9 protein-coding genes and 1 tRNA gene are annotated in these 11344 nt (G+C 72.5%); 8 read left to right on the top strand and 2 right to left on the bottom strand.

The window, feature by feature from the left end; translation table 11 throughout:
* Window positions 1-121: 121 nt before the first annotated feature.
* From trpC to trpA, 4 genes are read left to right on the top strand one after another with little or no spacing between them, the layout of a single operon-like run.
* Complete coding sequence (gene trpC / locus VF468_00065) at window positions 122-943, top strand: indole-3-glycerol phosphate synthase TrpC (GenBank protein ID HEX5876720.1); 822 nt, start codon at window positions 122-124, stop codon at window positions 941-943.
* Complete coding sequence (locus VF468_00060) at window positions 936-2243, top strand: TrpB-like pyridoxal phosphate-dependent enzyme (GenBank protein HEX5876719.1); 1308 nt, start codon at window positions 936-938, stop codon at window positions 2241-2243. The genes trpC and VF468_00060 overlap by 8 nt, the downstream gene beginning before the upstream one ends.
* Window positions 2236-3549 (top strand): tryptophan synthase subunit beta, encoded by a 1314-nt coding sequence (trpB, locus tag VF468_00055; GenBank protein HEX5876718.1) that lies wholly within the window; start codon window positions 2236-2238, stop codon window positions 3547-3549. Before VF468_00060 ends, trpB begins: the two co-directional genes overlap by 8 nt.
* On the top strand, window positions 3542-4384 hold the full coding sequence (trpA, locus tag VF468_00050; protein ID HEX5876717.1) for a tryptophan synthase subunit alpha: 843 nt from the start codon (window positions 3542-3544) through the stop codon (window positions 4382-4384). The genes trpB and trpA overlap by 8 nt, the downstream gene beginning before the upstream one ends.
* Window positions 4385-4396: 12 nt before the next feature.
* Here trpA and VF468_00045 read toward each other — a convergent pair whose 3' ends face one another.
* Window positions 4397-6466 (bottom strand): prolyl oligopeptidase family serine peptidase, encoded by a 2070-nt coding sequence (locus VF468_00045; GenBank protein ID HEX5876716.1) that lies wholly within the window; start codon window positions 6464-6466, stop codon window positions 4397-4399.
* A gap of 130 nt (window positions 6467-6596) precedes the next feature.
* Window positions 6597-6683, bottom strand: a tRNA-Leu gene (locus VF468_00040).
* 51 nt (window positions 6684-6734) lie between these two features.
* Here VF468_00040 and VF468_00035 point away from each other — a divergent pair.
* The 4 genes from VF468_00035 to VF468_00020 form a co-directional block, all read left to right on the top strand.
* The gene (locus VF468_00035; protein ID HEX5876715.1) at window positions 6735-7586 is read left to right on the top strand and encodes a helix-turn-helix domain-containing protein; all 852 of its coding nucleotides are present in this window, start codon (window positions 6735-6737) and stop codon (window positions 7584-7586) included.
* Window positions 7587-7783: 197 nt separating this feature from the next.
* Window positions 7784-9340 (top strand): M28 family metallopeptidase, encoded by a 1557-nt coding sequence (locus VF468_00030; GenBank protein HEX5876714.1) that lies wholly within the window; start codon window positions 7784-7786, stop codon window positions 9338-9340.
* A 327-nt stretch (window positions 9341-9667) separates the two neighbouring features.
* On the top strand, window positions 9668-10891 hold the full coding sequence (locus tag VF468_00025; GenBank protein ID HEX5876713.1) for a branched-chain amino acid ABC transporter substrate-binding protein: 1224 nt from the start codon (window positions 9668-9670) through the stop codon (window positions 10889-10891).
* A gap of 96 nt (window positions 10892-10987) precedes the next feature.
* Window positions 10988-11344 (top strand): branched-chain amino acid ABC transporter permease (locus VF468_00020; protein ID HEX5876712.1); only part of this gene is annotated, 357 nt, incomplete at its 3' end.

The following is an 11344-nucleotide window of genomic DNA, read 5'->3' as shown; positions in this document are numbered from 1 at the left end:
GCGGCTGTCCACAGGGCGGGGGGCCCGCGGCTGTCCAAAGGTCCGCCCGGGTCGGGGCCCGGGGCGGACCCACCATCCTCCCCGACCGGGCCGGAGGGCGGAACGGCTAGAATCGTCCGCTGTGACCTCGACCGGTTCGTTCCTGGCCCGGGCGGCGGCCGACGCCAGGTCGGACGCCGAGCGCCGGGCTGAGCGGCTGCCCCTTGCCGCGTTGCGGGCGGTCGCGGCCGACCTGCCGCCCGCCCGCGGGCTGCGGGAGGCGGTCCGGCGCGGACCCGTCGGGCCCCGGGTGATCGCCGAGGTGAAGCGCCGCTCGCCCTCCAGGGGGGACATCCGGATCGACCTCGACCCGTCCGCCCTGGCCGCCGCCTACGCCGACGGCGGGGCGTCGGCGGTCAGCGTCCTCACCGAGCCCCGCCACTTCGCCGGCAGCCCCGACGACCTGCTGGCGGTGCGGGCGGCGGTCGACCTCCCGGTGCTCCGCAAGGACTTCGTCACCACCACCTACCAGGTCTGGGAGGCGCGGGCCTGGGGGGCCGACGCCGTCCTGCTGATCGTCGCCGCCCTCGACCCGCCCACCCTCCGGGCCCTGCTGGACGAGGCCGCCACGGCCGGCCTGGACGCCCTGGTCGAGGTCCACACCGTGGCCGAGGCGTCGGCGGCCGCCGACGCCGGCGCCACCCTGGTCGGGGTGAACGCCCGCGACCTGGCCACCCTCGAGGTCGACCCGGGCCGCTTCGCCGCCATCCGCCAGGCCGTGCCCGGCGGGACCGTCCTGGTCGCCGAGAGCGGCATCCGCGACCGGGCCGGCGTCCAGGCGGCCGCCGACGCCGGCGCCGACGCCGTCCTGGTCGGGGAGACCCTCGTCCGGGCCCAGGACCCGGCGGCCGCCGTCCAAGACCTGCTCGCCGTCACGACCCGAACTGGAGGAGCCCATGGCTGAGGCCCGCAAGATCCTGCTCGGCGAGGACGAGCTGCCGACCGCCTGGTTCAACATCGTCCCCTCCATGCCGACCAAGCCCGACCCCTACCTGCACCCGCAGACCCGCGAGCCGGTCGGCCCGGACGCGCTGGCCCCGCTGTTCCCGATGGCCCTGATCGGCCAGGAGGTCTCCACCGACGAGTGGGTCGACATCCCCGGCCCGGTGCTCGACACCTACAAGCTGTGGCGGCCGACCCCGCTGATCCGCGCCCTGGACCTGGAGCGGGCCCTCTATACCCCGGCCCGCATCTACTACAAGTACGAGGGCGGGTCGCCGGCCGGCTCCCACAAGCCCAACACCGCCGTCCCGCAGGCGTTCTACAACAAGGAGGAGGGCATCACCCGGCTCAGCACCGAGACCGGGGCCGGCCAGTGGGGGAGCGCCCTCGCCTTCGCCTGCGCCCGCTTCGGCCTCGAGTGCAAGGTGTACATGGTCCGGGCCTCCTACGACGGCAAGCCGTACCGGCGCTCGATCATGGAGACCTGGGGCGCCAGCGTCACCCCGTCGCCGTCGCCGGAGACCAACGCCGGCCGGGCCGTGCTCGGCCAGGACCCGGACTCGCCCGGCTCGCTCGGCATCGCCATCTCCGAGGCCGTCGAGGACGCCGCCACCCGCGACGACACCCACTACTCGCTGGGCAGCGTGCTCAACCACGTCCTGCTCCACCAGACCGTCATCGGGCTGGAGCTGAAGACCCAGCTCGAGCGGGCCGGGGTCGAGCCCGACGTGCTGGTCGCCTGCGTGGGCGGCGGGTCCAACTTCGGCGGGTTCACCTTCCCGCTGCTGGCCGAGAAGCTGGCCGGCCGCCGGACCACCAGGGTGGTCGCGGTCGAGCCGACCGCCGCCCCGACCCTGACCGAGGGCCGCTTCGACTACGACCTCGGCGACCAGGCCGGCATGACCCCGCTGATGCCCATGTACACCCTCGGGGCCGACTTCATCCCGGCCCCGATCCACGCCGGCGGGCTGCGCTACCACGGCGACTCGCCGCTGGTGTCGCTGCTGCGCAAGGAGGACCACATCGAGGCCGTCGCCTACCCGCAGTCCAAGGTCTTCGAGGCGGCCGTGCAGTTCGCCCGGACCGAGGGCATCCTCCCCGCCCCCGAGCCGGCCCACGCCATCCGGGCCGTGATCGACGAGGCCCTGCGCTGCAAGGAGGAGGACCGGTCGGAGACGATCGTCTTCAACCTCTGCGGCCACGGCCACTTCGACCTCAAGGCCTACGAGGACCACCTGTCAGGGAACCTCCTGGATGTCTGACAACGGCCCAGCCGGCAGGGACGACGGTCCGGGGGCGGCCGCGGGGGCGCGGGCGGCCGGGGTGGCCGAGGCCGAGCGGTCCCGGGTGGCGCACCGGCCCGACCCGCTGGGGCACTTCGGGGGCTGGGGCGGGCGGTTCGTGCCCGAGGTGCTGATGGCCGCCCTCGACCAGCTCACCGACGCGTTCGAGGACGCCGTCGCCGACCCCGCCTTCAACGCCGAGCTGGACGCGCTGCGGCGCGACTACGCCGGCCGCCCGACCCCGCTGTTCTGTGCCCGGCGGCTGTCGGAGGAGCTGGGGCTGCGGGTGTGGCTCAAGCGCGAGGACCTGCTCCACACCGGCGCCCACAAGCTCAACAACTCCCTCGGCCAGCACCTGCTGACCCGCAGGATGGGCAAGCCCCGGGTGATCGCCGAGACCGGCGCCGGCCAGCACGGCGTGGCCACCGCGACCGTGGCCGCCCTCCTCGGCCAGGAGTGCGTCGTCTACATGGGCGAGGAGGACACCCGCCGCCAGCACCTCAACGTCGTGCGCATGCGGCTCCTCGGCACCGAGGTGCGGCCGGTGGCCACCGGCACCGCGACCCTGAAGGACGCCATCAACGAGGCGCTGCGGGACTGGGTCGAGTCGGTCGGCTCCACCCACTACGCCATCGGGTCGGTGGTCGGCCCCCACCCCTTCCCGCTCATGGTCCGGGAGTTCCAGCGGGTCATCGGCGACGAGGCCCGCGCCCAGATCCTGGCCGCCGAGGGCCGGCTGCCCGACCTGGCCGTGGCCTGCGTCGGCGGCGGGTCGAACGCCGCCGGCCTGTTCGCCGCCTTCGTCGACGACGAGCCGGTCCGGCTGGTCGGGGTCGAGGCCGGCGGCCGCGGGCCGCGGCCGGGCGATCACGGCGCCTCCCTCGGCCTGGGCGAGGCCGGGATCCTCCATGGCGCCCGCTCCTACGTCCTCCAGGACCCCGACGGCCAGGTCCTCCCCACGCACTCGGTCTCGGCCGGCCTCGACTACCCGGGCGTCGGCCCCGAGCACGCCTTCTGGAAGGACGCCGGACGGGTCGCCTACGAGCAGGCCCCCGACACCCTCGCCCTCGACGGCTTCCGCCTCCTCGCCCGCACCGAGGGGCTGCTCCCCGCCCTGGAGCCGGCCCACGCCGTCGGCTGGCTCGCCCAGGCCGCCCACGACGGCCGGGTCGCCCCCGGTTCCCTGGTCGTCCTCAACCTCTCCGGCCGCGGCGACAAGGACGTCGAGACCGTCACCAGCCTGCTGTTCGACGCCGAGACCGCCCCGGGCCCCGCCGATGCCTGATCCCGGGACCCGGCCGCGGGTCGTGGCCGGCCCGCCGGCGCCGGTGGAGCGGCTGGAGGGGCGGCTGGACGGGCTACGCCGGGAGGGGCGGGCGGCGCTGGTCGCCTACGGGGTCGCGGGCTATCCGGACCTGGACGGGTCGCTGGCGGCGTTCCGGACCATGGCCGAGGCCGGGGCCGACGTGCTCGAGGTCGGCCCGCCCTACTCGGATCCGCTCATCGACGGGCCGGTGATCCAGCGCGCCGTCACCGCCGCCCTTGACGCCGGGACCCGCCTGGACGACGTCCTCGGCCTGGTCAACGAGCTGACGGCCAGTGTCGACGCCCCCGTGGTGCTGCTCGTCTACTACAACCTGGTCGCCCATCGCGGCCCCAAGCGGTTCGCGGCCGAGCTGGCCGCCGCCGGGGCCTGCGGGGCGGTCGTTCCCGACCTGCCGCCGGAGGAGGCGGTCGACGGGCTCGAGGCGGCCGCCGGCGCCGGGATCGCCCCGGTGTTCCTGGCCGCCCCGACCTCCAGCGACACCCGCCTGGCCGCGATCGCCCAGGCCAGCCGGGGCTTCGTCTACGCCCAGGCCTCGCTGGGCGTGACCGGCCTGCGGGCGTCGCCCGCCGCCGGGATCGAGGAGCTGGTCGGCCGGGTCCGGGCCCACAGCGACCTCCCCGTCTGCGCCGGCATCGGCGTCTCCACCCCCGACCAGGCCGCCGCCGTGGCCAGGTTCGCCGACGGCGCCATCGTCGGCACCGCCCTGGTCCGCCGCCTCGGCGACGCCGGAATCCCCGGCCTCCGCGCCCTCACGACCGAGCTCGCCGACGCCGTCCACACCACCCGCCCCTGACGCGGCCGCGTGCTACCTCGACCCGGTGCCGTCGCCGCCCAGGTCCAGGCCGACCTGGGCGGCCAGGAACGTCAGGATGTCGGCGTGGAGCTCGACGGTCCGGCGCACCGAGCGGGCGCCGTGGCCGGCCTGGCGTTCGCGGCGGAGCAGGACCGGGCGGTCGGAGGTGGTCGCGGCCTGGAGGGCGGCGCACATCTTGCGGGCGTGCAGCGGGTCGACCCGGGTGTCGGAGTCGAAGACGGTGAACAGGACCGCCGGGTAGGCCGTCCCCTCGATGACCTTGTGGTACGGGGAGTAGCCGACCAGCCAGCCCAGCTCGGTCGGGTCGTCGGCCCGCCCGTACTCGTCGTTCCAGGTCTCGCCGAGGCCGAAGCGCTCGTAGCGGACCATGTCGAGCAGGGGGGCGCTGCAGGCCGCGGCCGCGAACAGCTCCGGGCGCTGGGTGAGGGCGGCCCCGACCAGCAGCCCGCCGTTGGAGCCGCCGGCGACGGCCAGCCGCTCCGGTGACGTCCAGCCGGTCGCGACCAGGTGCTCGGCGGCGGCCGCGAAGTCGTCGAACACGTGCTGCTTGTTGGCCCGCATGCCGTCGCGGTGCCAGGCCTCGCCCTCCTCGCTGCCCCCGCGGAGGTTGGCGATGGCGTACACGCCGCCCCGCTCGACCCAGGCGGCCGTGACCGCGCTCCAGGCCGGGGTCAGGGAGATGTTGAAGCCGCCGTAGCCGTACAGGATCGTCGGCCGGGCCCCGTCCGGGGCCAGCCCGTCGCGGTGGAGCAGGAACAGCCGCACCTCGGTGCCGTCCTTGGAGCGGTAGGTCTCCTGCCTGGCGGTCACCCCGGCCAGCAGGTCGACCTGGCCGGGGGCGTCCATCCACAGCTCCAGCCGCCCCTTGGCGACCTGGTAGCGGTGGACCTGCGGCGGGGTGGTGAAGTCGGTGTAGCCGACGAAGACCTCGTCACCCCCCTCGGGGCGGGCGGAGACGCCCAGCACCGACCCGGTCCCGGGCAGGCCGACCTCGGTCCGTGGGGCGCCGGTCTCCCGGTCGTGCACCGTCACCCGCCCGACCGCGTGCCGGCTGGACGCCACCACCAGGGCGTCGTCGGTCAGCGCGTAGCCCGCGAGCACGTCGCCGGACTCGGGCACCAGGTCGCGCCAGGCCGCCGGCTCCGGCCGGGCCGGGTCGGCGACGGCGATCCGGAACCGGGGCGCGTCCAGATTGGTGTGGAGGTAGAGGCGGCCGTCGGTCCCGACCCGGCCGTCGGTCTCGGCGTCGACCCCCTCCTGGATCGGGCGCAGGGTCCCGTCGCCGGCCAGGTCGGCGATGTACAGGTCGTTGCGTGGCGCCGTCCCGGCCGCCGCCCCGACCAGCAGCCAGCGGCCGTCGAGCGAGACCCGCAGGGAGTGGTACTCGGTCTTCTCCCGCCCCCCGCCGAACACCAGCTGGTCGCCGTCGGGGTCGTCCCCGACCCGGTGGCGCCAGATCCTCCGGTGGAACGCGGCCTCGCCCTCGGGGACGGCGTCGGCGGGCAGCCGGCGCCCGTAGTAGTAGGTGTCGCCGCCGGGCAGCCAGGCCAGGGGGCAGTAGCGGGTGCGGTCGATCGGGCCCTCGACCGTCTCGCCGCTGGCCACGTCCATGACGAACAGCGACGCCTCCTCGTCGCCGCCCTGGGAGAGGAAGTAGGCCAGCCGCTCGCCCTCCAACGACGGCACCCAGCCGTCGAGGGTGATGGTGTCGTCGTCGGACAGGGCGCTCGGGTCGATCAGGACCCGCTCGGTCCCGTCGGCCTCGCGCACCAGCAGCACCGGGTGCTGCTGGTCGCCCCGCCGCCGCTCGAAGAACGCCCGGTCGCCCCGGAGCGCCGGCACCGACACCAGCCCGGCCCCCAGCAGCCGCTCCAGCCGTTCCCGCACCGCCTCCCGCTCGGGCCGCCCTTCCATCCACCCGGCCAGCAGCTCGTCCTGCGCCTTGCTCCACGCCTCGGTCTCGTCGGCCTCGGCGTCCTCCAGCCACCGGTAGGGGTCGGCGACCCGGTGGCCGTGCAGCTCCTCGACCAGATCGAGCCGTCGTGCGGGCGGGTAGCGCATAGGTCGAACCTCCGAAGGACCGTCAGGCGGAAGGGCATCGTAGCGGCGCCCGCCCACGATCCGTGGGCGTTGTCCACAGATCGGCCGGACCTACTCGAACGGGAGTTCGATACGCGCTAGGTTCCTCACATGGTGCCCGAGGCGGGACTCGAACCCGCACGCCCTTACGGGCAATCGCTTTTGAGGCGATCCTGTAAACCGATTCCAGCACTCGGGCCTATCCGTCGAGGAGGGTACCGAAGTGCGGTCCAGAGCGGAAGTTGCCTTCGTGCTGGAGCTGGTTCGAGCGGGCTGGAACGACTGCGAGATCGCGCGCGAGACCGCGATCCCGAGACGGACCATCCGTGACTGGCGAACAGGCCGCACGCCCGACTTCGACCGGCTGCGGACGCGACCCTCACCGAACGCCCGGAGCTGCGCTGTGTGCCGTGGCGATCCTCTGAGCCTTCCACAGAGCGCGTACACCTACCTTCTGGGCCTCTACCTCGGCGACGGATGCATCGCCACCCATCCGCGGGAGGTATTCCGCCTGCGCATCGTGTGCGCCGACGCCTGTCCCGAGCTGATCCAGCGATGCGAGACCGCGATGGCTGAGGTGCTGCCCAACAAGGTGAGCCGTACCCCGAAGATGGGATGCACCGAGGTAGCCGCGTACTCGAAGCACTGGCCGTGCCTGTTCCCGCAGCACGGACCCGGGCGCAAGCACGAACGCAGGATCGAACTCGCCCCCTGGCAGCAGGACCTCGTCGACCAGGACCCTCGTCCCCTGCTCCGCGGCCTGCTCCACTCAGACGGGTGCCGGGTGCTGAACTGGGTGAACGGGACGCCCTACCCGCGCTACCACTTCAGCAATGTGTCGGCGGACATCCGCGGGATCTTCGGGCGGGCGTGCGATCAACTGGGGATCGAGTGGCGGCCGAACAACCCCTGGAGCCTGTCGGTGGCCAGGCGCGGGAATATCGGCGCGGTGGAGGCCGCCTCGGCGGGTGGGTCAACAACCAACAGGTCCGGGCGGGAGCTGAGGCCGTCTCACCGGGGACGTCCAGCGAACGGTTGGGCGACCGAACCGACCATGACGGTTCGTGGAGGCGCACAAGCGGGTCAGAATACCACCTTTTGATGGCTTGTCGGGACTAGTGACCTCACGAGGCAGTTGATATAGGGTGCCCGGATCGTGAGGCGTCCGGGTCGAGCCACAGGTCGCCCGGCGGGACAAGGGGGTCCTAGATGACAAACCGGTCCGGGTCATCGAGGCGGATGTCCATCCGCGTCGTGCAGGTGGCTGTTCTTGCATTGCTGGCGGCACTCCTGTTACCGGTGCCGGCGGCGCTCGCCGCCCCCGCCGATCCGTGCGAGCGCCAGACCAACAACACCTACCGCAAGCTTCTGGAGTGCGTGACCCTGGACGGGGTGCGGGAGCACCAGGCGGCGTTGCAGGAGATCGCCGACAACAACGACGACCCGTTCTACCCGGGCACCCGGGCCGCGGGCACCGAGGGCTATGACAACAGCGTCGAGTACGTCGCAAGCCTGCTGAAGGACGCCGGCTACGACGTGACGCTCGACCCGGTCGAGTTCGAGTTCAACTTCCCGGCCGAGCTGCGCCAGCTCACGCCGATCCAGGCGACCTACGAGACCGGCGTCTTCACCGGCAGCGGCTCCGGGACGGTCGAAGGTCAGGTGATCCCGGTCGACATCAACCTGACCCCGCCCCGGGCCTCAACCAGCGGGTGCGAGGCGGCCGACTTCGCGGGCATCGACTGGAGCGGCGATGCCGACATCGCCCTGGTCCAGCGCGGCACCTGCTTCTTCGGGGACAAGGCGCACAACGCCGAGCTCGCCGGCGCCGAGGCCGTCATCATCTTCAACCAGGGCGACACCCCTGACCGCGAGGGCCTGATTGTCGCGGACGCGACCAGCATTACCCTCCCCGACGGCACGACAGGGACAATCACGCACAACATCCCCGTCGTGGGCGCGAGCTTCGCGGACGGCGTCGCGCTGTCCCAGCCAGGCTCGACCGCGTTCGTCAAGGTGGACCCACCCGAGGTCCGCACCGACTTCAACGTGATCGCCGAGCTGCCGGGCAAGAACGATGACAACGTCGTGATGGCCGGCGCCCACCTCGACAGCGTCATCGAGGGCCCGGGGATCAACGACAACGGCTCTGGCTCGGCCGCCCTCCTCGAGACGGCCCTGATGATGGCCAACCTCAAGCCGGAGAACACCCTGCGGTTCGCCTGGTGGGCGGCCGAGGAGATCGGTCTGCTCGGCTCGACGGACTACGTGACCGGGCTGTCCCAGGCCGAGCGGGACCGGATCGCGCTGTACATGAACTACGACATGGTGGGCTCGCCCAACTACATCTTCATGGTCTACGACGCGGACGAGTCCACCTTCCCGGCCCCGGAGGGCGTGCCGATCCCGGAGGGCTCGACGGCCATCGAAGACCTGTACGAGTCCTACTACACCCTGATCGGTGAGCCGTACGACGACACCGAGTTCTCCGGTCGCAGCGACTACCAGGCATTCATCGAGAACGGCATCCCGTCCGGCGGCCTCTTCACCGGCGCGGAGGAGGTCAAGACCGAGGAGCAGGAGGACATCTGGGGCGGCACGGCCGGCGAGCAGTTCGACCCCTGCTACCACCTGGCCTGCGACACCTTCGCGAACATCAACCTGCACGCACTCGAGGTCAACAGTGACCTCATCGCCTTCGCGATGCTGACCTTCGCGTACTCGACGGAGTCGGTGAACGGCGTTCCGGGCAAGAGGGTCCCGGGTCCGCCACTCAACCTGCCCGCACCGGCAGGTCCCGAGGGCACCTTCGCCGAGGGTGACGGCGGAGGCGGGCCTGGTCCTGTCGCGTCGTAGCGCGCCAGAGACGTTCTGGCCGTGACGGGGAGGTCGTCGTGCCGATCCGTCACGGCCAGAAGCGTCGGAACACGGTCAAAGGCTGGTCGCGGCGCCAGCCAGAACGCCGCTTGGCGCCGCGAACAACCAGCTGCCGCATCGTGGTGGCGCTGCGTGTCTCTCTGCCCCTTGTTGCGGTAGAGTCTTGCCGGTCGCGACCTGGCCCGAAGCCTAGGTGGGACGTCCCTCGGACGGTGGCTGGGGTCGCGAGTCATCGTGCGTCTCGAGCGGCAGCCCCGGCCGTCGTCGGCGCCAGAACCAACGGGGCTCGCGACAGGAGGAAGGAACATGACCTTGAAGGGCAGAGTCCTTCAGTCGGTCACCGTGCTCGGAGCGCTGCTCCTGGTTGTCGCCGGCTGCAGCCGCGACAGCGGCGGCGGCGACGCCGCCGAGGAGACGAAGACCGTCAAGATCGGCGTCGTCGCGCCGCTGACGGGGAACCTCTCGGAGCTGGGGCTCGGCATCAAGAACTCGGTCGACCTGGCCATCCGCCAGGCCAACGAGAAGGGCACCGTATCCGGCTACGAGCTGGTCCTCGCCGCCGAGGACGACGCCGCCGACCCCGCCACCGGGGCCAACGCGGCCAACAAGCTGGCCTCCGACCCGCAGGTCGCGGCCGTCGTGGGCACGCTGAACTCGAGCGTCGCCCAGTCGGTGGCGCCGGTGCTGGCCAAGGCGAACATCACCCAGGTGTCGCCGGCCAACACCAACCCGACCCTGACCCGCGGGCCCAAGCCGGACGACGCCCCCAAGCGCATCTGGCCGACCTACATGCGGGTGGCCACCACCGACACCTTCCAGGGCCCGTTCGCGGCCGACTACGCCCTGGGCGAGGGCGGCTTCAAGTCCGCCTTCGTCATCCACGACAAGAAGACCTACGGCCAGGGCCTGGCCCAGACCTTCTCCCAGCGGTTCGAGGAGAAGGGCGGCACCATCGCCGGCACCGAGACCGTCAACGAGAACGACCGTGACTTCGGCGCCGTCGTGACCCAGGTCATCGGCACCGACGCCGACGTGGTCTACTACGGCGGCGAGTACCCGGCCGCCGGCCCCCTGGCCGCCCAGCTCAAGGAGCGCGGCTTCAAGGGCCCCCTGATGGGCGGCGACGGCATCTACTCCGCCGACTTCTTCAAGGGCGCCGGTGACAAGGCCGAGGGCACCCTCGCGACCTCGATCGGCGAGCCGGTCTCCGAGCTCGAGAGCGCCCAGCAGTTCGTCAAGGACTACGAGGCGGCCGGCTTCAAGGAGAGCTACAGCGCCTACGGCGCCCAGTCCTTCGACGCGGCCAACATCATCATCCAGGGCCTGGCCAAGGTCCTCCCCAACGCCGAGAGCGTTGAGGCGGCCCGGCCCCAGATCGTCGAGGCCGTGGGGGCCACCTCCGGCTTCGCGGGCGTCACCGGCGAGCACACCTTCGACGAGTACGGCGACACCAGCAACCGGGCGCTGACCGTCTACAAGGCGACCGGCACCGAGTGGACGCCGGAGTTCTCGGGAGCGTTCGAGACCTAGGAGCCAGCTGCGCCTCCTGCTCCGTAGGGTGGGTGCCGCGCCGCAGCCCGGCGCGGCACCGCCCACGGGGGGGCGGCCGTGGGACGGGAGGGCGCTGTGGACGAGTTCGTCCAGCAACTCGCCAACGGCGTGACCAAGGGTTCCTACTACGCGCTCATCGCCCTTGGCTACACGATGGTGTACGGCATCATCCAGCTGATCAACTTCGCCCACGGTGAGGTGTTCATGCTGGGGGCGTTCATCGGGCTCTGGACCTTCAACCTCGGCGTGAGCGCCTTCGGCTGGGGCAGCACCTCGCTGGTCGCCCTGCTGGTGGTGCTGCTGATGGCCACCTTGGTGACGCCGCTGATCGGGGTGAGCCTGGAGCGGTTCGCCTACCGGCCGCTGCGCCACGCCCCCCGGCTGGCCCCGCTGATCACCGCCCTGGGGGCCAGCTTCGCCCTCCAACAGATC

Source organism: Actinomycetota bacterium, assembly GCA_036280995.1.
Taxonomy (GTDB): domain Bacteria; phylum Actinomycetota; class CALGFH01; order CALGFH01; family CALGFH01; genus CALGFH01.
Note: the sequence above shows the minus strand (reverse complement) of the source record. Positions and strands in the feature narration are given on the sequence as shown.

What these genes read in the sequence shown, in the direction of transcription:
- VF468_00060 (HEX5876719.1), top strand. Translation starts at nt 936, where the DNA reads ATGGCTGAGGCCCGCAAGATCCTGCTCGGCGAGGACGAGCTGCCGACC.
- trpB (HEX5876718.1), top strand. Translation starts at nt 2,236, where the DNA reads ATGTCTGACAACGGCCCAGCCGGCAGGGACGACGGTCCGGGGGCGGCC.
- trpA (HEX5876717.1), top strand. Translation starts at nt 3,542, where the DNA reads ATGCCTGATCCCGGGACCCGGCCGCGGGTCGTGGCCGGCCCGCCGGCG.
- VF468_00045 (HEX5876716.1), bottom strand. Translation starts at nt 6,466, where the DNA reads ATGCGCTACCCGCCCGCACGACGGCTCGATCTGGTCGAGGAGCTGCAC.
- VF468_00025 (HEX5876713.1), top strand. Translation starts at nt 9,668, where the DNA reads ATGACCTTGAAGGGCAGAGTCCTTCAGTCGGTCACCGTGCTCGGAGCG.